17 protein-coding genes and 1 pseudogene are annotated in these 21,217 nt (G+C 73.2%); 11 read left to right on the forward strand and 7 right to left on the reverse strand.

What is annotated here, in order from left to right; all coding sequences use genetic code 11:
• The first annotated feature begins 4 nt into the window (after positions 1-4).
• From ABB07_RS38015 to ABB07_RS38045, 7 genes are read left to right on the forward strand one after another with little or no spacing between them, the layout of a single operon-like run.
• On the forward strand, positions 5-2,767 hold the full coding sequence (locus ABB07_RS38015) for a phosphoenolpyruvate synthase (RefSeq protein WP_279617414.1): 2,763 nt from the start codon (positions 5-7) through the stop codon (positions 2,765-2,767).
• On the forward strand, positions 2,764-4,416 hold the full coding sequence (locus tag ABB07_RS38020) for a hypothetical protein (RefSeq protein ID WP_208902981.1): 1,653 nt from the start codon (positions 2,764-2,766) through the stop codon (positions 4,414-4,416). Before ABB07_RS38015 ends, ABB07_RS38020 begins: the two co-directional genes overlap by 4 nt.
• A 38-nt stretch (positions 4,417-4,454) precedes the next feature.
• Entirely contained in the window at positions 4,455-5,546 is a 1,092-nt protein-coding gene (locus ABB07_RS38025; protein WP_208902982.1) for an SDR family oxidoreductase, read from the forward strand.
• Positions 5,543-6,481: a nucleoside-diphosphate kinase gene (locus ABB07_RS38030; RefSeq protein WP_208902983.1), complete on the forward strand. Its 939-nt coding sequence runs from the start codon at positions 5,543-5,545 to the stop codon at positions 6,479-6,481. The genes ABB07_RS38025 and ABB07_RS38030 overlap by 4 nt, the downstream gene beginning before the upstream one ends.
• Positions 6,482-6,491: 10 nt before the next feature.
• On the forward strand, positions 6,492-7,475 hold the full coding sequence (locus ABB07_RS38035) for a ScbA/BarX family gamma-butyrolactone biosynthesis protein (protein WP_208902984.1): 984 nt from the start codon (positions 6,492-6,494) through the stop codon (positions 7,473-7,475).
• 35 nt (positions 7,476-7,510) lie between these two features.
• The gene (locus tag ABB07_RS38040) at positions 7,511-8,410 is read left to right on the forward strand and encodes a UbiA prenyltransferase family protein (RefSeq protein ID WP_208902985.1); all 900 of its coding nucleotides are present in this window, start codon (positions 7,511-7,513) and stop codon (positions 8,408-8,410) included.
• On the forward strand, positions 8,407-9,057 hold the full coding sequence (locus ABB07_RS38045) for a nitroreductase family protein (protein ID WP_208902986.1): 651 nt from the start codon (positions 8,407-8,409) through the stop codon (positions 9,055-9,057). The genes ABB07_RS38040 and ABB07_RS38045 overlap by 4 nt, the downstream gene beginning before the upstream one ends.
• Before the next feature lie 38 nt (positions 9,058-9,095).
• Here the strand turns inward: ABB07_RS38045 and ABB07_RS38050 are convergent, their stop codons facing one another.
• Positions 9,096-9,665, reverse strand: coding sequence for a CGNR zinc finger domain-containing protein (locus ABB07_RS38050; RefSeq protein WP_244189669.1), 570 nt, complete (start codon positions 9,663-9,665; stop codon positions 9,096-9,098).
• 74 nt (positions 9,666-9,739) lie between these two features.
• Here ABB07_RS38050 and ABB07_RS38055 point away from each other — a divergent pair, with 74 nt between their 5' ends.
• Positions 9,740-10,948 carry an MFS transporter gene (locus tag ABB07_RS38055; protein ID WP_244189670.1) on the forward strand — a complete coding sequence of 403 codons (1,209 nt, stop codon included), beginning with the start codon at positions 9,740-9,742 and terminating at the stop codon, positions 10,946-10,948.
• Between the two features lie 123 nt (positions 10,949-11,071).
• Here ABB07_RS38055 and ABB07_RS38060 read toward each other — a convergent pair whose 3' ends face one another.
• On the reverse strand, positions 11,072-12,112 hold the full coding sequence (locus ABB07_RS38060) for an ArsR/SmtB family transcription factor (RefSeq protein WP_208902987.1): 1,041 nt from the start codon (positions 12,110-12,112) through the stop codon (positions 11,072-11,074).
• A 68-nt stretch (positions 12,113-12,180) separates the two neighbouring features.
• Here ABB07_RS38060 and ABB07_RS38065 point away from each other — a divergent pair, with 68 nt between their 5' ends.
• On the forward strand, positions 12,181-13,416 hold the full coding sequence (locus ABB07_RS38065) for an MFS transporter (protein ID WP_208902988.1): 1,236 nt from the start codon (positions 12,181-12,183) through the stop codon (positions 13,414-13,416).
• A gap of 42 nt (positions 13,417-13,458) precedes the next feature.
• On the opposite strand, the pseudogene ABB07_RS41255 reads toward ABB07_RS38065, so the two are convergent.
• Positions 13,459-13,645: pseudogene (locus tag ABB07_RS41255) on the reverse strand (GNAT family N-acetyltransferase); the annotation flags it as partial.
• Between the two features lie 350 nt (positions 13,646-13,995).
• On the opposite strand from ABB07_RS41255, the gene ABB07_RS38070 reads away from it, so the two are divergent.
• Positions 13,996-15,180: a beta-ketoacyl-[acyl-carrier-protein] synthase family protein gene (locus tag ABB07_RS38070; protein WP_208902989.1), complete on the forward strand. Its 1,185-nt coding sequence runs from the start codon at positions 13,996-13,998 to the stop codon at positions 15,178-15,180.
• Positions 15,181-15,355: 175 nt separating this feature from the next.
• Here the strand turns inward: ABB07_RS38070 and ABB07_RS38075 are convergent, their stop codons facing one another.
• A complete protein-coding gene (locus ABB07_RS38075) occupies positions 15,356-17,515 on the reverse strand; it encodes an ATP-binding SpoIIE family protein phosphatase (RefSeq protein ID WP_208902990.1) in 2,160 nt (719 codons plus the stop codon).
• Positions 17,516-17,761: 246 nt separating this feature from the next.
• Positions 17,762-18,688: a DUF2867 domain-containing protein gene (locus ABB07_RS38080; RefSeq protein ID WP_208902991.1), complete on the reverse strand. Its 927-nt coding sequence runs from the start codon at positions 18,686-18,688 to the stop codon at positions 17,762-17,764.
• A 53-nt stretch (positions 18,689-18,741) separates the two neighbouring features.
• Here ABB07_RS38080 and ABB07_RS38085 point away from each other — a divergent pair, with 53 nt between their 5' ends.
• On the forward strand, positions 18,742-19,347 hold the full coding sequence (locus tag ABB07_RS38085) for a TetR/AcrR family transcriptional regulator (RefSeq protein WP_208902992.1): 606 nt from the start codon (positions 18,742-18,744) through the stop codon (positions 19,345-19,347).
• A gap of 193 nt (positions 19,348-19,540) precedes the next feature.
• On the opposite strand, the gene ABB07_RS38090 is transcribed toward ABB07_RS38085, so the two are convergent.
• Positions 19,541-20,386 (reverse strand): hypothetical protein, encoded by an 846-nt coding sequence (locus tag ABB07_RS38090; protein WP_208902993.1) that lies wholly within the window; start codon positions 20,384-20,386, stop codon positions 19,541-19,543.
• A gap of 4 nt (positions 20,387-20,390) precedes the next feature.
• A complete protein-coding gene (locus ABB07_RS38095; RefSeq protein WP_208902994.1) occupies positions 20,391-21,041 on the reverse strand; it encodes a papain-like cysteine protease family protein in 651 nt (216 codons plus the stop codon).
• Between the last annotated feature and the right edge of the window lie 176 nt (positions 21,042-21,217).

The raw sequence follows: 21,217 nt of genomic DNA on the forward strand, positions 1-21,217 counted from the left end.
CGAGTTGTCGCTCAGTACGACTTCCGGAAACCTGTCCCTGCAGGTCCTCACCCCGTCCAGTGACCCATCGCTGATCACCCAATGGGCCGGCGGAAAAGGGAAGAACCTCCACACCCTCACCACGTCCGGCTTTCACGTGCCGACGTGGTCCGTCCTCGGTACGAATGTCTTCGCGGAATTCTGTCGCGGCAACGGTCTGGACGAGCACCTGGCACGGCTCCTCACCGACGGCTGGGAGTCGAGGCCCGGGCAGGTCGCCGAGGAGATCGCCCGTCTCATCCAGGGCGCGCCGCTCGGTGCGTCCGTCGCCGACGCCGTCCGGCGTGCCTATCAGCAGGCCGGTGGCGGCGCGGTGGCCGTCCGCTCGTCCGGGGCCGAGGAGGACGGCACGCGGCACTCCTTCGCGGGCCAGTTCGACAGCTTCCTCAACATCCGCGGCACCGACGAGGTCATCGCCCATGTCCGCCGCTGCTGGGCCTCCGCCTTCTCGGAACGATCCCTGCGCTATCGCGCCCAGCGCCGGCTGCCCCCCGGCACCGGGGGCGTCGCCGTCGTCGTGCAGCGCATGGTGCCGGCCGAGCGCAGCGGCGTACTCCTCACCGCCGACCCGGCGACCGGCCGCACCGACCGGCATGTGGTGAGCGCCGTACCCGGCCTGGGGGAGGGGCTGGTCTCGGGCGCCGTCGACGCGGACACGGTCTTCCTGGACGCCGCCACCGGCGAACCGCTCAGCACCCTGATCGGTGACAAGCGGGAGCGCTACGACGCCGGAGCCGGACCCGGCTGCGAGGTGTCACCCGTCCCCGACGAGGAGCGCGCCGAGCCCGCCCTCAACGCCGCCGACCTGGCCCGGCTGCACGAGACCGGAACCCGCATCAGCGCACACCACGGTGCCCCTCAGGACATCGAGTGGGCCATCGCCGAAGGCACCCTGTGGATCCTGCAGAGCCGCCCGGTCACCAGCCCCGCACCCCGGGGCGAGCGGCGCATCTGGGACAACTCCAACATCATCGAGAGCTTCAGCGGCGTCGTCTCCCCGCTTACCTACAGCTTCGCCGCCGACACCTACGCCAAGGTGTACGACAGCTACGCCCGCGCCCTGGGTGTCCGCGGCGAGCAACTGCGCGAGGTGCGCGAGTGGACCCCGCACCTGCTGGGCTACGTCCACGGACGCGTCTACTACAACCTCTTCCACTGGTACCGCATGGTGCGCCTGGCCCCGCTGTACCCACTGGGCCGGCGGGTCCTGGAGAAATCCCTCGGCGTCACTGAGAGCATTTCCGACGAACTCGCCGACACCCTCCATCCGTTCACTCCCCGGGCCGGCCTGCGTGGCCGCTTGTCGCGCCTGGCCCGCACGGTGGAATTCGCCAGGAGGTACCTGACCATCCATCGGTCCGTGGAGCGATTCCACCGCGATTTCCACCGGGCATACGCGATCTTCAACAACGTCGACTACGACGCCCTGCCCGGTGACGAGACCTACCGCCGTTTCCGCCGCCTGCAGCGCGAACTCATCGAGAAATGGGGCCCGATGCAGGCCCTGGACGCCACCATTCTGCTCTCCATGGGCCTGCTGGCCCTGCTCACCCGCCGCTGGCTGCCCGACGCACCGGAATGGTTCACGTGGGCCGCGGCCGCCCCCGGCGGCACCGTGGAATCCGCCGAACCGGTGCGCGCCCTGCGCGAGCTGGCCGCCCGGGCCCGCGCCGACGCCGAGGTCCTGCACGTCTTGGAGCACACCTCCGACTCCGAGTGCCTCCCGGCACTGCGCGCGGCCGGGCACACCCGGTTCCTGGCCGCCGTCGACGCCTATCTCGCCGACTACGGCTACCGCAGCCCCGACGAACTGAAGCTGGAGGTCCCCGACCTGCACGAGAACCCGGCCGGACTGGTCACCCTGCTGCGGGACGCCCTGTCCGACAACGCGGACGGCGGTGCCCCGGACCGGCGCGGCGCGGCGGACGCCCGTCCCGACGAGGCCCAGGCCTACCTCGACGAGCACCTGCGCGGCCCGCGCCGTCTGCTGTACGAGCGGGTGCGGGGCAAGGCCCGGACGGCGCTGGCCGACCGGGAACGCCTCAGGTTCTGCCGCACCCGTGCCTTCGGAGCGGCCAAGCGCATGCTGCGCGCCCTGGGCCGCGACCTGGCACGCGCCGGAGCCATCGACGCCTGGGACGACGTGTTCATGCTCCGTCTGGAGGAGATCGCGGGCGCCTACGAGGGCGCGATCGTCCACACGGAACTGCGCGAGCTGGCCGCCCTGCGCCGCAGGCGCCTGGCCGCCGGCACCGCGCTGCGCGCCCCGTCCCGTTTCGTCACCCACGGCGCCCCGTACTGGTCGGGGAACCTGGAGCGGGCCGGCTGGAGCAGCCGTCCGGCCGCCCGCAGCGGCGCCCGTGAGCTGCACGGCACCCCCTGCTGCCCCGGCGTCGCCGAGGGACGCGCCGTCGTCACCGACAGCCCGCGCGACATCGGCGGCGGCATCCTCGTCACCTATCGGACCGACCCGGGCTGGGTCGGCGCGCTGATTTCGGCGGCCGCGCTCGTCATCGAGCGGGGCAGCCCGCTCACCCATGTCGCCGTCGTGGCACGTGAGCTGGGCATTCCGACCGTGGTCCAGGTCAGGGACGCCACCACCGAGATCCGCACCGGCACCCGGCTGCGCGTCGACGGTGCCGCCGGGACGGTCACCGTACTCGCCGATCCGCCCGACGACGGCACGCCCGCCGCCCCGGACAGCTCTGGAACGGAGACCCACCCGTGATCCTCACCGAGGAGCAACTCCAGGACCTGCTCGACAAGTCCCTCGCCGAACTGCCCCGCGCCACCGAGTGCGCCGTGACCCTCGAAGGCTCCGTCGCGGAAGGATTCGGCAACTCTTCCTCGGACATCGACTTCCTCCTCATCGACCGCGGCCAGGACGACCCGCCGATCATGCCGTCCCTGCTGTTCGTGGACGGCCGGCGAGTGGAGATACGCACCCGCTCCGTGCGGCAGATCGCAGCCCAGTTCCGCGAGGTGCAGCAGCACGCCAAGCGGCCCGGCCGGCTCTCCGAGGACCTCCTCAACCGCTGCCAGCGGCTGCTGCACAGCCACCCGCTGCGCGGCCACGCCCTGGTCGAGGAGGTGAAGGCGATGCTGCCCGTCGAAGAGTTCCGCCGGATCGCCGCCGGCTGGTGGGCGCACCGGGCCCGTCAGTCCCTGCGCCACGCGATGGCGCTGCTGTGCCTCGGCGAGGGCGACGAGGCGGCCGAATGGACCCGCGCCGGACTCATCCAGGCCGTCAAGTCCTGGGCCGCCGGGGTGGGGGAGACCTACCTCGAACCCAAGTGGCTGTCCCTGCAGCTCGCCCGGACCGGCCGCGCGGACGTACGCGACCGCTACTGGGAACTGGACGCCACCACCCCCGCGTCCGGTGACGCCGGCGCCGCCCACGACCACCTGACCGCCTGCCTCGCCTTCGCCAGGCAACTCGGACTCACCGGAGTGTCCTGGCGGCCCGAGCGGCTCACCGTCGAACGCGTGGCCCGGGTGACCACCTGGCAGACCGGCGAACGGGTGCACGTCGTCCGCGGTGGCCGCGAGGTGTTCGCACTCGGCGACGACGCCGGGTCCGTCTGGCGCTCCCTCGTCCTGGGCCGGCCGCTGCCCCGGGTGCTGGACACCGCCGCGGACACCGGCGTCTCCGAACCCGGCGCGCTGCTTGCCGCCTTCCTGCGCTACGGGCTGATCCGCCTCGCCTGGAAGGGCGGCGGCACCGTCACCCCCGCGCTGCCGCTCGCCGCTCCGGCCGGCCCCGTCACCCCACCGCCCTCCCCCGCACAGCCGCTGCTGTCGCTGCACGGCGCGGCCGTGACCGGCTCCCGCGCCGTCGACCTCCTGCCGTTGCCCGCCGACCGGTTCGCGGCCGCGGCCATGGCCCTGGTGTGGTCCAACGTCGTCGTGGAGAACGCCGTCGAGGATCTGACCGGCGCCCTGCGCATGGGCCAGTGGCGGGTCGCCGAACTCACCGCGCGCCGCGCCGTGCACGCCGCGCTGCGCGGACTGCTCAGCGCCCACGGCGTCCATCCGCTGCCCGCCGACGCCGGTCTGGTACGCCGCCTCGACCTGCTGCCGCCCGCCACCCGGCCGATCGGGGCACGCGCCGGCGAACTGCTGCGGCGGACCGTCGAGTCGGCGGAAGAGGGCGACAGACTGCTCACGGAGATCCGGGCCTGCACCGCCCTGATCCGTACCGCGGTGGGCGCCGGCACGTTCCCGGCCTCCTTCGACTCGGCGGCGACCTGGGCGGCCACCCTGCGGCTCGGCCACGACTGGCTGCGCATCGGCGCCCACCTCGACGCGGACCTGCCCATCGAAGAGGCCCGCGACCTCCTGGCAAGCAACGGCGCCCAGCCCCACCAGGCCCTGTGACCGCGCCGCATCCGACGTTCCGCCCGAAGGAGCCGCCCATGCCCGGCCCGATGACGGTGCTGGTGACCGGAGCCGGCGGCCTCGTGGGCGCGGAGGTGACCGCCCGGCTCACCGCCGCGGGACACACCGTGCTGGCGCTGCTGCACCGCACCCCCCGCATCGTCCGCAACCACGGAAGGGAGCTCACCGCCGGCCCGGGCACGCTGACCCGGATCACCGGCGACATCACCCGCCCCGGCCTCGGGCTGACCGACGCCGACCGGCGGCTCGCCGCCGGCGCCGACCGGATCGTGCACTGCGCCGCCGTCACCGACTTCGGACTGGCCGACGAACGCTACGACCGCGTCAACGTGGCGGGCACCCGGCACGTCCTGGACCTGGCCCTCACCGACCGTACGCCGCTCGTGCACGTCAGCACCGCCTACGTGTGCGGGGAACGCGACGGCACCGCGCGCGAGGACGAAACCGACCTGGGTCAACGCCTCGGAAACGGCTACGAGAAGAGCAAACTCGGCGCCGAGAACCTGGTCCGCACGGCAGCGACCGAGGGCCTGCCGGTGAGTGTGGTGCGCCCGAGCATCGTCACCGGTGCCGCCCGCACCGGCCAAGTCCGCGACTTCAAGACCATCTACCCCGTGCTGCGGGTCCTCACCCGGGGCCTGCTGCGCACCGTGCCGGGCCGCTACGACGCCGTCCTCGACCTGGCCCCCGTCGACCGGGTCGCCGACCTGGTGACCGAGGCCGCCACCCGCTTCCCCGAGGCCGAGGGCCGCACGCTGCACGCCGTCGGGCACGAGCTGACCCTGCGGGACTTCTCCGACGTCCTGGCCGAGTACCCCTCCTTCCACGTGCCGCGGTTCGTCCCGCCGTCCGCGTTCCGTGCCGCGGACCTGCCCGAGCGCGAACGCCCCTACTACCACCGCGTCATCTCCCTGTACGAGACCTACTTCCGGCGGCGCGTCCACTTCGACGACGCCCAGGCGACGGTCTTCAGCCACCGGCCGGCGCCGACCGGCGGACGGCCGTACCTGCGCCGCCTCCTCGACCACTGCCTCACGACCGGCTATCTCGGCCCGGCCCCGCACCGGGGGCCGGACGCCGCCCGACCCGACGGGAGCACCCATCGATGACCGCCGCACACCTCGCCGAGCCCCCGCGGGGCATACCCGTCTCCCCGTTGCTCACCTGCGACCCCGCCAAACAGCGGCTGTACGGCGCCGACACCTACTACCAGGAGAGCTACGACCAGCTCGCCGCCCTCACCGACGACGTCCCGGACTTCGCCCACCGGCACGCGCTGCTGCTGCTCAAACCGGACGCCGTGGTGGCCCGCAGGCTGGACGCGGCGGTGTACTGGCTGGCCGGGCGGGGCTTCAGGATCGCCGGAGCGGCGGTCACCCGGCTGACCCGCACCATGATCCGCTCTTTGTGGTACTTCCAGTGGAACCTCGCCACCCCTCACCGCAGGAGGCTCGCAGCCCTGTTCCTCGAGGACGCCGACGCCCTCGTGCTGCTGGTCCGGGCCGTCCACGACCTGGACGTCCCCGCATCGGTCGAACTGACCCGGCTCAAGGGCCCCACGGACCCCGACGCCCGGCAGCCCGGCCACCTACGCCATCTCCTCGGCCGCTACAGCTACCTGCTGAACCTGGTGCACACCCCTGACGAACCCGCGGACGTCCTGCGGGAGCTCGCCGTCCACTTCGACGACAGCGCACGTGAGCGCCTGTTCCGCTCCGCCCTCGCCGGCGAGGACCGCCTTGCCGACGCCCTCAGGCTGACCGGCCGGCTCTACGCCGCGACCAAGCCCCGGGACCTCGACTTCGACCCCGCCGTCGAACGGCTGCGGGACGTCATGTCACCGCACTGCGGCACCGACGCGGACGCGCGGCAGTTGCTCGAGACCGCGTGGCGGCACGGGATCGAACTCGATCCGTGGGACACCGTCATCGTCGGCTCGAAGGTGCTGCCCATGCGGCAGCCCGGCCGTGCCCCGGTGCTCGACGGAGCCGACGCCGACGCCTGGCGCCGCCACCTGCGGGCCGTCCGCGCCACCCTGACCTGAGGAGCGGCCCATGCAGTTCACCCGGACACTTCCCAAGGAGCTGGTGCACCGCGCCGCGGTCGCCGAGGTCTTCCTGACCGACATGGCGCACCACGGCGAGGACGAACTGCTGCTGGCCGCGCAGTTCCCTCGCCGCCACGCCTTCTACCACGACACCCTCGGCCCCCGTGACCGGCACGATCCGCTGCTGTTGCTGGAGGCGTGCCGGCAGGGCATCTTCGTGGTGGCCCACCGCTGTTTCGACGTGCCTTTGGGGTACAAGTTCCTGCTGCGGACGGTCGAGTTCGAGGTGCCGCACCCGTCGGCCCTCGCCCTGGGGCACGGTCCCACCGAGGCCGTCATCACCACGCGTGTCGAGCACCGGTTCCGGGTCCGTACCGGGGTGACCGGCCTGCGGCTGGGCTTCGCCCTGACCATTGGCCCCCAGGTGGCTTTGCTGGCCCGCATCGGCTACTCCTGGATGTGCCCGGAGGACTGGACCCGGCTGCGGGCCGGACAGCGCGGCGCGCTCGGCCTGCCCGACGGGCCCGTCGCCCTGCCCGGACCACGCGTCGCCGCGGCCCTCGTCGGGCGGCGCGACCCGGCCAACACGGTGATCTCCCCGCCGCGCACCACGGGCGACGGCGGCCGCACGGCGCGGCTGACCGCCGACACCGAGCACCCCACCCTCTACGACCACTGGGTCGACCATGTGCCCGGCATGCTGGAACTGGAGGCTTTCCGTCAACTCGCCCTGACCGCGGCCGTGGCGGCCGGCGCCGTCCGCACGCCCACGGCCCTTCCGCTCGGCCTGGCCGCCCGGTTCCGTTGTTTCGCCGAGATGGACCTGCCGCTCGAGTGCCGGGCCGCCCCGGTCCGGTCCGGTGCCGACATCGAGTGCACCCTGCGCCAGCCCGGTGCCGTGGCTGCCGAGGCGCGGGTCAGGCTCGCCGACCCGGACCTCGACCCGGCAGGCCTGGCGGGTGCCGCCGCGGCGGATCGGGGAGCGGTATGAGCCGGGTACGCGCGGGAACCGGGGCAGCCCCGGCGGTGACCACCATCAGCGCCGCGCGGGTTCCCGCCCGGCTGGGCCGCTTCGTGCTGAGCAGGTTCCCGCCGCACCTCTACGCCGCCTACGGTCTGCTGTGGGTCCTCGCCCTGGAGGGTACGGCGGTGGCCGCGACCGGCACCCCCTGGCGGCCGTCCGGTGCCACCTGGGTGCGGGTGCTGAGCGTCGTACTGGCGCTGCTGTTCCTGCGGATGCTCGACGAGCAGAAGGACCTCGCGCACGACCGGGTGCACCACCCCGACCGGCCGCTGGTCACCGGTGCGGTCACCGGGGCCGAGCTGCGCGCCGCGATGGCGGCGATCGCGGTGGCGGTGACGGGCCTGAACGCCGTCCTCTCGGCCACGGCGGTCCTGCTGATCCTCGTGGCACTCGGCTACGGGACGTTCCTCGCCGCGCTGGAGCGGCGGTCACCCGCGGTACGCGACCGGCAGCTGCTCAACCTCGCGGTCACCTACCCGGTGCAGGTGCTCCTCGGCGTCTACGTCTACGGGTCGCTCGCCGCCGCCGGGGAGCTCACCGCGGGCTGGCGCGGCGCGGTCCTGCTCGCCCTGTGCGCCTTCGTCCTCCTGCACGTCGAGTTCGCCCGGAAGACCGCCTGGGAGGCGCCGCCCGGTGCCCGTCTGTACTCGGTGGACCTCGGCCCGCGCGGCAGCGCGACGGTCACCGCCGCCCTCGCGGCGGGCGCGGTCGGCTGCGAGGTACTGCTGTTCGCCCCGGATGGTCCCCTCGGACTGCTGCCCTGCCTGGCGGCGGTGCTGCCCGCATGGGGCACCTGGCGGTTCGTGTCCTCGGGCCGCGGCGCCTGGCCGGTGCCGGCCGCGACGGGCTTCGTCGCGGTCACGTACCTTGTGCTGACCGTCCGGGCGGTGCTCGGGCCGTGACCGGTGAACCGTCCCTGTCCTGCGAGGAGTTGCTGACCACGACGCGGTGCGTGCGGCGCGGCCTGGACCTGGACCGCCCGGTGGACCCGGAACTCGTCAAGGGCTGCCTGCGCATCGCCCTGCAGGCCCCCAACGGCAACAACCGGCAGAACTGGCGCTGGATCCTGCTGACCGACGCCCGGATCCGCGCGGGCGTAGCCGAGGTGTACCGGGCCGCCTTCTACGACCGCAACGCCGCCGCGCTGAAGCGGCCGGCCCGGCTGCCCGCGTCGACACGCTCCGTGCTGACCGCCGCCCGGGCACTGGCCGACCGTCTGCACCAGGTGCCCGTCCTGGTGATCCCCTGTCTCGAACTGCCCGAGGGGCGGCTGCCGGAGGGCAACCAGGCGGGCCTGTGGGCGTCGTTGCTGCCCGCCGCCTGGAGCTATGCTCTGGCCGCCCGCGACCGCGGTCTGGTCACCGCCTGGACGGCGGTCCATCTGGACCGCGAACACGAGGTCGCCGACCTGCTCGGTTTTCCCCCCACCGTCCGCCAGGGCGCCCTGCTGCCGACCGCCTACCCGCTGCGCCACACCTTCCGTCCGGGCCCACGGCTGCCGCTGGAGCAGGTCCTGCACCACGACGGCTGGGACGCCGCAGGACGGTGACGTCCTCTGCCCGGTTCGCGAAGTTGACGGACCGAGGCTCAGGCCTGGCCGCTCGCGCGCCGTGCACGGAACGCCGCTGCCTTGACCCGGTTCTGACAGGCCGTCGAGCAGAACTGGCGCCCGGCGTTGCGGGAGGTGTCCACGTAGACCCGGTCGCAGCGCGGGGCGGCGCAGACCCCGAGGCGGCCGGCGTAGTCGCTGCCGAGGGCCATGGCGAGGCCGGTGGCACAGCCGGCGCTCCAACCGACGGCGTACGAGTCGTCGGCGCCGTGGAAATGGACCTGCCACGGCTCCCCGGCAGCCCGGTCGAGCTGGGGGCGGGCGCCGGTCTCACGCAGCAGTGCGTTCAGGGCGAGCGCCGCGTCGTCGAGGCGGTCGGCGGCCGCGGCCTCGAACACGCTGCGCAGGGTGCGGGCAGTGGCGGCCAGCCGGTCGGCCTCGCCGAGACCCAGGTCCGGCCCGGCGGAGAGGGCCGAGCGGACCGCCGCGACCCGCTCGGCGCCCGCCGGCGCGCGGTAGTGACGGCCGCGCGCCTCACCGTCGGTCAGCGCGTTGACGAGCGCCACCGAGGCATCGAGCAGACGGCGCATGTGACTGTCGAACAACACTTGACCAGTTACCTTTCGCTGTCTACGGTGTCCGTCACCGACAATAGACGATTGACCAGTGACGGGAGGGTGCTGTGCCGCGCTCCGAACCACTGCCCCGCACCGTCCGCCTGCTGCTGCTCGCCCGGGTCGTCAACCGGCTCGGAGCCTTCTCACTGCCCTTTCTCACCGCGCTGATCCGCGCCGGCCACGGCGCGAGCCTGACCACCGCCGGGCTGGTCGGCGCCGCCTTCGGGCTCGCGACGATCCCCTCGCGGCTGGCCGGCGGATGGCTGGCCGACCGGATCGGCCGGCGCACGACCGTCGTGCTCGGGCTCTGCGGATGCGCCGTGGCACAGCTGGCGATCGCGGCCTCGACCTCGCTCACCTGGGCGGTCATCGGGGCGGTGCTCCTCGGGCTCGCCTTCGAGCTGTACGAGCCGCCGAGCCAGGCGATCATCGGCGAATCGGTGCCGGAACGGCAACGGGTGCGTGCCTTCAGCCTGTTCAGCGCCGCGCTCGCGGCGGGCGGCATGGGCGCAGGACTGCTCGCCGCCCTGCTCGGGCGTGGGGACCTGCGCCGGCTCTTCGTCGCCGACGCCGCGACCTGCCTGGCGTGCGCGCTGCTGATCCGGCTGGCCCTGCCCCACGACCGTCCGGCACCGCGCGGAACGATCCAGCACGACATCGCCGTACGACCGCTGCGGGACCCGGCCCTGCTGAGCGTCCTGGCCACCGGAACCGCCTACGCCCTGATCAACCAGCAGACCGTGATGACCCTGCCGCTCGCGCTCACCAGGCGGGGCCTGCCCGCCGCCGACGCCGGGCTGCTGTTCACCGCCGCCGCGGCCACCACCGTGCTCGCCCAGCCTCTGGTCCGGCTGTCCTGGGTGAGCCGGCTCACGACGCCCGTCGCGCTCGCCCTCGCCCATCTCCTCCTGGCGGCGGGGCTGACCGGCTACGCCCTCGCCCACACCCTGCCGGCACTGCTCGTCTCGGCCGCCGTGGGCAGCCTCGGCGACCTGCTGGTGATGGGCCGCGCCTACGCGCTCGTCACCGACCTCGCGCCGCCCGGCGGAAGCGGCCGATACCTCGCCGTCTTCGGCACCAGCTGGGGCGTGGCCGCGACGCTCGCACCCGTCCTCGGCACCCAACTGCTCGCCCACGCCGGGACGACCACTCTGTGGTCCACCATGGCCGCGCTCTGCCTGCTGCTCGCCGCCCTGCACCTCCGCGTGACACCTGAGACACCCCGCCTCCGCAACCTCCCGAAGACGCTCCGCCGGATCCCGGACGCTGCGTAGAAGCCCGTCCGACTCTCGGCCCGACCGGCGCCGGCGGGACCTCGGACCCCGTGCGTGGCGCGCAACTGCTCGTTGCAGCTGAGGAGTTGGAGGCGACGACGGCCCCTCGCAGGACGGTTCGCCTCAGGCTGGGCGGCCGCGGGGCCGGCGGCCGGCTAGTGGATCCCCACGCTCCGGCTCTTGGTCGCCCGCTCCGGCCCCCGACGCCTCCATCAGGACCTCACCGGCCGCCGTCCGGACGTACAGCACCGACCGCCCGGCCCGCCGCCGCTCCACCAGCCCCGCGTCCAGCAGCACCCGCAGATGCCCTCCCACCGACCCCAGCGCCTGGCCGGTCACCGCGACCAGCTGCGTCGTACTCAGGGGAGTGTCGAGCAGCGCCAGCAGTCCGGCCCGCGCGGTCCCTATGAGCGCACCCAGCCCCGCCGGGACGGGGCGCCGGTCGCTGTCCTCGGCGAGCGTCCCGAGACACGGGTAGACGACGGCGTACCGCTCCCGTCCCTCCCACGACACCCACCCGGTCCTCGCCGTCACCGGCATGAACAGCAGCTCGGCCCCGGCGGCGACCTCCCGCGGCGGATACGCGTTCAGGTTGACCCGGAAGCGGCTGTCCCCGAGCCACTGGGTCGTCCCGGGCTGCAGGGAGTCCAGCACCGCCGCCCAGCCGCCCTGGTTGACCCGCGCGGTCCGCGCGACCATGTCGGCCTCCAGGATGCGCCGCCGGCGCTGCCAGTACGGCCGTACGGTCTCCTCCCAGACGTAGGTCAGGAGCGCGGCCGCCCGCTCGGGCAGGTCGTCCCGCTCCAGGACGGCGGGGAGCGGGCCCCGGAGCGACACGCGGAGGTTGGCCCGTGCCTCCCCGGCACCGGCCGCCCGCACCCGGGTCACGGTCTCCTCGAAGCTCTCCCCGGCGCACGAGGTGGGGCAGAAGAAGTCGGCGATCCAGGACCTGCCGAGCGCCGCCGGTACGAGCCGCGCGGTCACCGGGTCGGCCGCGAGGCGCGCGCGGTAGCCGGGCAGGTGCGCGCGCAGCCAGGCGTCGTCACCCGGATGTGCGCCGGTTCCCGAGTGCAGCAGTTTCAGGCTCGCGAAGGTCTCGGCGAACGGCGAGAGCACGAACCGGCTGCGGGCGAGGGTGTCGGTGTCGATCTGCCACAGGCCCATGCCTACGACCTTTCGCCCGTCGCCGAAACAATAAACACGGCCCCCGTACTGCTCCGAGACTTCGACGCATGCGCAGTTACCGCTCTGTGTTCCGCGCCCCGGAGTTCGCCTCGTTCCTCCTCTCCTTCGCCGCGTTCGCGGCGGCCCAGACGATCGGCGGCCTGGCCCTGGGCACGCTGGTGTACCGGGCCACCGGCTCCCCGTTTCTGTCGGCGGTGAGCATGTTCGGGCCGCAGCTGGCGCAGTTGCTGGGGGCCGCGTTCCTGCTCTCGGCCGCCGACCGGCTGCCCCCGCGCGCGATCCTGTCCTGCCTCGCCCTCGCCTTCGCGGCCGGGACGGTGGTGCCGGCACTGCCCGGCCTGCCGGTCTGGGGGGTCTTCGCCGTTGTCCTGGGGCAGGGCCTGGTCGCGTCGCTGGGCGGGGGAGTGCGCGGGGGGCTGCTGACCGAGATCCTTCCCAAGGACGGCTATGTGCTGGGCCGTTCTGTGTACAACATGCTCTGGGGCCTGGTCCAGGTGGCCGGCTTCGCGACGGGCGGCGCACTGCTGGCGCTGCTCTCCCCGCGCACCTGCCTGCTCCTCGCGGCGGCGCTGCACCTGATGTCGGCGCTCGTCACCCGCCTCGGCCTCACCGCCCGGCCGGCGCGTTCCTCCGGCCGGCCGTCCCTCGCGGCGACCTGGCGCACCAACGCCCTTCTGTGGTCCGCACGCCCCCGCCGACTGACGTACCTGGGCCTGTGGATCCCCAACGGCCTGATCGTCGGCAGCGATTCGCTCTACGTCTCCTACGCCCCCGAAGCCGCCGGGACGCTGTACGCGTGCGGGGCGCTGGGCATGTTCGCGGGCGACTTGGCCGTGGGCCGCCTGGTGCCGCCCGGGGTGCGCCCCCGTCTCGCGACCCCGCTGCGCCTGCTGCTGGCGGTTCCCTACCTGTTCTTCGTTCTGCGGCCGGGAGTGGCGCTGTCTGCCGTGGCCGCCACCGTCGCCTCCGTCGGCTTCGCCGCGAGCCTGGTCCTGCAGGAGCGCCTGATGGCCCTCACCCCCGACGACCTGGCCGGCCAGGCCCTCGGCCTGCACGCCACCGGCATGGCCGCCCTGCAGGGAGCCGGTGCCGCCCTCGCGGGCACGCTGGCCCAACTGGCCTCGCCGGCCACGGCGATGACGCTGATGGCTGTGACCTCGGTCACCGTGACCCTGACCCTGGCACTGCTGGGGAGGCACGAGGGACGACGATCCGCCGACCCCGAGACGCGACTGGGCGGCCTGCCTGAACCGACCGCCACGGACCGGCCACACACCGGGTGAGGCGCACGTGGGACACGTGTGCCCACGTCCCATACCGTCCACCCGCACACAGGGCGCCACCGGCTCGCGGGGAAGCGCGTCGGCGAACGCCTCCCCGGCAGCCGGAACGGATGTGACACGGGCGCTGTGCGTCGCGCCGATCGAGGGTGACCACGCCGATCAACGCCCCGCCGAGATCGATCACGAAGCGGCCAGGGCGCCGTCCGGGCACCTCAGGCACCGCGCTCTGTCCAATCACGGCGGGCAATCAGTCGCAGGCCCGTGAGAGTGGGCCGGAAGAGAAGGCGCGGCCTCCAGTCTGACCTGCCCGGGAGCAGTTGGCTGACGGTGAGTCAGGTAGGGCTTGCGGAAGGGCTCTGAGGTCCCTCGTTTCAGCGGTGTGTGCCGTGTCACGCACTCCAAAGGCCGCCTAAGTTGTCTGCATCACAGCGGAAATGTCCATTTGGCGTCCATGCTCGAAACGGATATTGGCTCCCGAAGTGGAGTGCAACGGCAAGTTCTTGGGCTTAACGCCCCTAAGTGACTCATGCCACAGCACTCATGACATTCCCGCTTGTTCCCTCGGAAAGGTGCCCCCTTATGTCCGCTTACCTCTGCCCTCCTGCCGTGATACATGGCGAGCACGCCGTGGAGACCAGCCAGATCGTGGCGGAGGTGCGCGACCGGCATCCGCACGCGGCGTGGGAGCCGCGGATCGACAGCATCGCGGCCAGCACCGGCATCGAGACCCGCGGGTGGATGCTGCCGCTGGAGACCGCCGTCGCGCCCGGCAACGGCGGCGGCCTGCGGACCGTCGGCACCGGGCGGGCCCAAGAGGCGCTGGCCCGCGAGGGGTTCACCGAGCAGGACGTGGACCGTGCGATCGCCGCGCTCGAGGCGATACCCACGCCGCAGACCGTTCAGGAGCGCACCGCGCCGGCCTGGGAGGCCGTGCAGTCCTACGGCGAGCGCGCGGCGCGGGGAGCCCTGCAGATCGCCGGGCTGGACACGGCGGACGTCGACTGCCTGATCACCAGCAACTCCACCACCCCCGCGCTGCCGGGGCTGGACATCGCCCTGGCCAACAAGCTTCAGCTCCGCAACGACGTGATGCTGCAGCCGGCCACCCAGTGGGCCTGTATCGCGGGGACCCGCTCCCTGGCGCTGGCCGCGGACCTCGTGGCAGCCGACCCCGACCGGGTGGTCCTGGTCGTGATCGCGGAGGCGCTGAGCACGACCTACCAGCCCGCGGACGACACCCTCGAGTCCCTGATCGTCCGGCTGCTGTTCGCCGACACCGCGGTCGCCATGGTGGTCACGGGCCGCCCGCGGCGCGAGTCGGTGCTCCGGGTGGACGCCGCCTGGCACCACACCCTGCCCGGCACCCAGGACCTGCACCGCCTGGAGACGCGGGCGGACGGCACCCACTTCGTCATGGACCGGCGCGGGCCCCGTGCCGTGCAGGAGACGGTCACCGCGATGTGGGAGTGGCTGCGCGTCCGCTACCAGGACGACCCCGGCTCCTGGCACCCCGACGTGCTGCTGGCGCACCCCGGCGGGACCCGGGTGCTGGAGTACATGGAGCAGACGATGCCCGACGCCTGGCCGGCGGGGCTGCTGGACTACAGCCGGGACAGCTACACCACCGGCAACCGCGGGGGCGCCGCCGTGTTCGACATCATGCGGCGGGCGTACGACGCCGGGCAGAAGCCGGGCAGTCGCGCCGTCCTGTACGCGGCGGCACCGGGCCTCACCGCGACTGCCCTGGAAGGTGAGTGGCTGTAGCGGCGAGCCCGCGCCACTCTGCCGGCACAGGGGTCGTCCGCACCGCCGGTCACACCACCGGTGGCGCTGAGGGCACCCTCCGTAGCGCCGGGGGGCGCCGGGTGCGGGTACGCCCGTACCCTTGCCGCGCTCCCACACGCCTGCCGTGCCCGCCGCGCCCCCGCCCCCAGCCGTGTCACCTCGCGACTTCCGCCCAGACCACCTTCCCGGTGTCCGTCCACCGCACCCCCCACCGGGTGGTGAGCCTGTGCACGACATGCAGGCCGCGGCCGCCGTCGTCGAGGAGGCCGCCCGGCCGCAGACGCGGCCTGCCGCTGCCGGTGTCGCCCACCTCGCACAGCACGCCGTGACCCGCCCTGATCAGCCGTACCGTGATCGGACCGGTGGCGAAGCGCACCGCGTTCGTGACCAGCTCGCTGACCAGCAGCAGCACATTGTCCCGGGTGTCGTCCCTGGTGCTCCATTGCCGCAGCAGCGCGCTCACGTACCCGCGGGCCCGGGCGGGGGCGTCGTAGCGGGCGGGCAGCCGCCAGGTCGCGGTGTCCCCCTTGCGGTAGCCGATCATCCGCGCGAGGAGCAGAGTCACGTCGTCGCGCTGGGGCGTGGGTGCCAGCGCGGCGACGACGTGCCGTGCGGCCTGCTGCAGGGCGTCCCAGGGGTGCACCCTGGACAAGGCCTCCGCGAGTCTGCCGATGCCCTCGTCGATCGACACGGCGGGATCCTCCACCAGCCCGTCGGTGTACAGGGCGAGCAGCGAGCCCGGGGGTGCGCCAAACGTGTGCACGTCGAACGGCTCCCGCAGCGCGAACTCGGCACCCAGGCCCGGGTGGGGCCGGATCACGAGCGGACCCGCGTGCCCGTCCGGGGAGACCAGGACCGGGGGGAGGTGGCCGGCGCTGGACAGCGCCACACGGTGGCTGACCGGGTCGTAGAGGGCGATGCAGCAGGTCGACCCCAGGGCGCTGTAGCCGGCCGTCAGCCCGGACTCCGCGTCGTCCAGCAGCGTCACGGTCTCGTCCAGGTGCTCCAGTACCTCGTCGGGCGCGAGCCCCGCGGACAGCAGCGCGCGCGCCTCCATGCTCAGCTGGCCCATGGTCGCCGCGGCTCCCAGCCCGTGCCCGACGACGTCACCGACCACCAGCGCGGTACGGCCGTCCGGCAGCGGGAAACTGTTCACCCAGTCGCCGCCGACGCCCGCGCTGTCGGGCGTGGTGGGCTGGTAGACGCTGGCGATCTCGATGGTGTCGCCGCCGGTCCGGGGCAGCAGCCGGCGCTGCAACGCCAGCACCTGGGTGTGCTCGCGCTGGTGCAGACGGGCCAGGTCGACGTGATGGGCGGTCCTGGCCACCAGTTCCTGCAGGTCGAACAGCTCGCTGTCGCGGAAGGGGCAGTCCGCCCGCCGCCAGACCTCCGCCACGCCCAGTACGACGGGCGGCGGGCCGTCCAGGACCAGCGGTATGCACGCCACACCCGCCGACCGGTCGCCGGGCACCAGGGCGCGCCTCACGCGCGGGTTGTCCAGCACCCGCTCGACCGCCTCCCGGTCGGGTATGACGATGGCCTGCGGGGCGTCGTCCCGCAGCACCGCCTGCGCCAGCAGGCGACTCGCGTCGCTGGGAAGATCGTCGCCCGGCGTCACGTAGCCCTCGGGCCACGCTCGGTCCGGCACCAGAGCGGCCCGCCGCAGCCGGATGCGCCCCTGCGCCTTCCCGGTGACCACCTCGCCCGTCCACACGGCGAAGTCGAGGTCGACGGCGGCCACGTCCCCCCACGCCAGCAGGGACTGCGCCAGCGACTGCGCGGTCTCGCCGATGTCCAGGGAGGTGCCGATCGCGGTCTCGGCGGCGTACAGGTGCAGCCTCCTGGCCATGGCGATCACCGAGACGGTCAGGCCCTCCTGAGGTACTGCGGCGGGCAGGATGCTCATCGAGACCACCAGCTCCGACCCGTCGCCGCGCCGCAGCCTCTGGATCCGGGCGACGTGCGCCTCGCCGGTCTCCAGGACCTGCCGCAACCGCCGGGTGACCGTCGGCACGTCCCCGGGCGGCAGGAGATCGACGAAGGGACTCCCGGGCACGGCGTTCAGACCCGCGAACACGGGGGCCTCAAGATTACAGCGGGTGATGATCAGATCCGCGTCCAGGTTGACCGCGCCGAGGATCTGGTCCTGACGGCCTGCTGCCGGGTCGCCGGGTACGGACCGAGGGGTGGCGCGCTCGCCCTGCGCGTCGGCGGAACCGGCCGCCGCCGCTCCGCCACGCGGAATGTAGCGCCCCAGGGCGCTGCTGACCAGGTCGAACGCCGAAGAGGACGAGGGGGAGGGTGTGGAGTCCATGCGGCCCTCTCAGCAATCCCCGGCGCAGCACCGGGGCCGTACTCGGACCCGTGCGACGGGCATAGAGGTCCCTGATCGCACACCTCATTGAATAACACCGGGGGTCGCTTCGCCCACACCAGCGGACCGTGCGATGAACGCGCACAGTGAGGGAATGCCGATGGAAGCGGGCCGGCGGCCGCGCACATGACGCTTTCGCCTCGGCAGGGCCGGCCGGCGCGGCGGGTGGTCTCCCTGGAAGTCCGCTCACCTTCCTTGCCGTGCGGCGGACAGGGGTGCCGGCTGGGCGCGCTCGGCGGCGCTGGGAGCTGTCAGGGCGAGCCGCCGGTGGATCCGGCGGAGCATGGTGCGGGCCATGAAGGGGTGGACGCGCTCGACCACGGCCCAGTACAGCCTGCCGCGCCAGTTGTGGATCCGCACGACCGTGCTGAGCGTGACCTGACCGTCGTCGGCGTGGATCGAGGCGCGGAAGTCGAGGTGGCCGGCGTCCTCACCCAGCAGCACCTCGCCGTCTTCGCGGCCCACCACCGGGAAGGGAGCTCCGCGCAGGACACCCCGCCAGGACTCGGGGTCCCGCGGCATCCCGGGACGCATCGGCATCCGCCAAGCGTCGCTGTAGTCGGTCCGCGCGAAGGCGGCGCGGACCAGACGGGCGCCCGTGGGGAGGTCGCCGGCGGTGGCCCTGGGCCAGGTGACCCGGTGGAGCAACCGGACCCACGGTGACCAGCGCACGGGGCTGACAGCCGTGCCGGTGGCGGCCCGTGCGGCGTTGTCGAAGACCTCCTCGACCACCGTGTCGTGCATCCAGCGCACCGCCAGAGCCCAGCTCACTGCCATCGGGCCGCGGCGTTGCAGCTGAAGGGTGTGCCGCAGAAGGCAGCGTTCCGGGGCCAGGGGCTCGATGACGAACTCATGGTGGCCGCTCATCGGCGGGTTGAAGTCGAAGCGGATGCGGCGGCCGGGCTCATGGGCGGTGACGCGGTAGCGGACGAAGCCGTGGCCGCCGTCCGCGCCGACGCCCAGGGGCCGGTCGAAGCGCATCGGGGGCCAGGCCGGGGCCGGCCAGATCGGGTCCTGGGGGGAGGACAGGCGGTCGAGTAGGGCCCCGACGGCCTGGGCGGGGGCCTCGATGGTGCGCTCGTGGACATTGCGGATCGTGCGGAACCTACGCATAACGTCCCTCCATACGGTGCCGTATGTTGTCGACCATACGGTAGCGTACGGTCATGGTTCAACGGCGTGACGGGGTACCCCGCGAAGGCGGGCGGAAGCGGCTGACGGCGCAGGACTGGGCGGACGCGGCCCTGGCGGCCCTGGGCGAGGGCGGCCTTGCGGCGGTCGCCGTCGAGCCGCTCGCCGCTCGGCTGGGCACCACCAAGGGCAGCTTCTACTGGCACTTCGCCAACCGTGAGGCGCTGATCGAAGCCGCGCTGGACCGCTGGGAAGACAAGTCCACCGAGGCGGTCATCGCCGGCCTGGCGTCCGAGCCGAATCCGGCGATACGGCTGCGCAGGCTCTTCTCCGAGGCCTCCGAACACGCCGCCCACGACCCGCTGGAGGTCTCCCTGCCGGCCGCGGCCGGGCACCCGCGGGTCGCCGCCGTGCTGCGCCGGGTGACGGAGCGCCGAGTGGGCTACCTGGCGCAGCTGTTCGCCGAGTTGGGCTTCCCCCCGGACCAGGCACGCCGGCGCGCCCTGCTGGCGTACACCGCATACCTCGGGCACACGCAGCTGACCCACGCGGTGCCCAAGACGCTGCCGGCCGGCGAGGACGGCAGGCGCTATCTGGACTCGGTGCTCGACACGCTGATGACGGCCGCGCCGGAGGCCTAGGTCAGCGGCGCCACATGATCACGGGTGGTGGGGTGACGGGGTCATGGGGTGATGGAGCGGTGGGTCATGGTCGGGTGTACGTCGTCGTGAACGGTCCGGTGCGGCTTGGTGGTTCCTCCGGCTGCGGACAGCCCTGTGCCCCGGACTGGGCGGGTCTGGGGCACAGGGGTACGGGGTAGACCCGGGAAGCGGCTCAGCTGATGTGGCGCGAGCGCCGCACGCGGCGGACGCCGAAGCGGGCTCTCAGGCGGGCTCCGAGCAAGGCGGCGACGGCCGTGCCGGCGAGGCCCGCGGTGACGGCCGCACCGGCGGTTGTCGTCGGTGCGGAGGACGCGTGCGGGGGCTCGGCCGTACCGCCGTATCCGCCGCCCTCGCCTGCCCGGTCGTAGGCGGACCCCGGCAGCTTGTCGCCGTATCTCGTGTGTACCAGGCGCTGGTAGGCGGCCAGAGTCACCCCGCCCTTCCCCACGGCGCGCCGCGCGTCGGGGTCGAGCGGCAGGACACGGCCGTCGCGCACCACGTACCAGGCATCGATCTGCGGTTCCCGGAAGACGGTTCCGAGGCCGCGCGCCTTGCTGACGTAGTCGGTCTCGTCACCGCCGGTGGCAATGTTCACGACCTTCCACCCCTGCGCCGTCCGTGCGGTCCACACCGAGGCGACCTGGCCGTTCGCGGAGACCGCCTTGCTCGCGACGAACTGCGGATCGGCGGCAGGGGCGTCCGGGCGTCCCGTGACGAACCCCGGGTCGAGGAGGTAGACGGTGACCGACGGCCCGACCAGGTGCGGGCGGGTGGCACTCCGCGCGATCGCGCCGTCGCGGGCGAAGAAGCGGGAGAGGGTGAGCAGGGCCGCTGGGGTTGACGCCGCCTCGCGCGCTTGAGCGGTGTCGGCGGCGGTGAAGGGCGCGGGGAAGACGCTGATGGGTGCCGCGTGGGCGGTGGTGGGGACGAGTGCGCCGAGGGCCACGGCGGTGGCGAGCACCGCGATCGCCGCGCTCTTGCGGACCGGCTCGCGGACCGGTTCGCGGATCGAGGTCATGGGGTCACGCTCCGATCCGGTAGAGCGAGTGCGTCCACGTGAACGAGTCGTTGCTCACGTAGTAGTCGTAATCCGCCCAGTTGTAGCGGTAGTTGGAGGGCCACGGGTCGCCCCAGTAGACCTGGTTGTCTGAGGTGTCGTAGCCGTACAGCACGTGCATGTGCCCGCCCCCGGAGCTCCACTGGATGCGTGTTTCGATGGGGCGGCCGGCGTTGATCTCGTTCTGCACGGTGCTGTAGCGCAGATAACCGCCCACGTATGTACCGGGGTTGATGCCCATCCAGTCGAGGGCGTTCTGCACGTCGTCCAGGGCCGCCTGCCAGTTGCCGCAGGTGCTGCCCTGGGGCCGGTTGAAAGCGGCGTCGCAGAACTGGGTCTGGGTGTAGTGACGTCCGAACCACGACGCGATGGTGTTGCCGCTCGCCGCCCAGCACCAGTTGCTGTTCTGCTGGGCCTGCATGGTGATGTCGAGGCGCTTGGCGGCGGGAACGGCCGGGTGAGCGGCGGCCCGTGGAGCCGCGTGCGGAGCGGAATGCGGAGCCGCGTGCGGAGCGGCGTGGGCGGTGGCGGTGGGCACGAGGGCGGGTGTCAGGACGGCAGCGGCCGCGAGGATCGCTGACGCCAGCCGTCTACGGCCCCGGGTGGTGCGGAACATGGCGTTCCTCCCAGTCAGGGTGGGGGTGGAGGAGCGCGTCCGGACGCTGCGACAGCAGCATCGATCTCCTGTCGGGTCCCGGTCAATGAAGTTATCCACAGGGCTGGCGGCGAAGTGAACTCGGCCCGTACGGTTGTGAACGCCACAGCAGGTACCAGCAGGTGGCAGCGCGAGTA

It is taken from the genome of Streptomyces incarnatus (genome assembly GCF_001027185.1).
Classification (GTDB): domain Bacteria; phylum Actinomycetota; class Actinomycetes; order Streptomycetales; family Streptomycetaceae; genus Streptomyces; species Streptomyces puniciscabiei.

Coding starts and splice junctions, on each gene's coding strand:
- ABB07_RS38025 (WP_208902982.1), top strand. CDS start 4,455: ATGCCCGGCCCGATGACGGTGCTGGTGACCGGAGCCGGCGGCCTCGTG.
- ABB07_RS38030 (WP_208902983.1), top strand. CDS start 5,543: ATGACCGCCGCACACCTCGCCGAGCCCCCGCGGGGCATACCCGTCTCC.
- ABB07_RS38035 (WP_208902984.1), top strand. CDS start 6,492: ATGCAGTTCACCCGGACACTTCCCAAGGAGCTGGTGCACCGCGCCGCG.
- ABB07_RS38060 (WP_208902987.1), bottom strand. CDS start 12,112: ATGGGCCTGTGGCAGATCGACACCGACACCCTCGCCCGCAGCCGGTTC.
- ABB07_RS38065 (WP_208902988.1), top strand. CDS start 12,181: ATGCGCAGTTACCGCTCTGTGTTCCGCGCCCCGGAGTTCGCCTCGTTC.
- ABB07_RS38070 (WP_208902989.1), top strand. CDS start 13,996: ATGTCCGCTTACCTCTGCCCTCCTGCCGTGATACATGGCGAGCACGCC.
- ABB07_RS38075 (WP_208902990.1), bottom strand. CDS start 17,515: ATGGACTCCACACCCTCCCCCTCGTCCTCTTCGGCGTTCGACCTGGTC.
- ABB07_RS38080 (WP_208902991.1), bottom strand. CDS start 18,688: ATGCGTAGGTTCCGCACGATCCGCAATGTCCACGAGCGCACCATCGAG.
- ABB07_RS38085 (WP_208902992.1), top strand. CDS start 18,742: ATGGTTCAACGGCGTGACGGGGTACCCCGCGAAGGCGGGCGGAAGCGG.
- ABB07_RS38090 (WP_208902993.1), bottom strand. CDS start 20,386: ATGACCTCGATCCGCGAACCGGTCCGCGAGCCGGTCCGCAAGAGCGCG.
- ABB07_RS38095 (WP_208902994.1), bottom strand. CDS start 21,041: ATGTTCCGCACCACCCGGGGCCGTAGACGGCTGGCGTCAGCGATCCTC.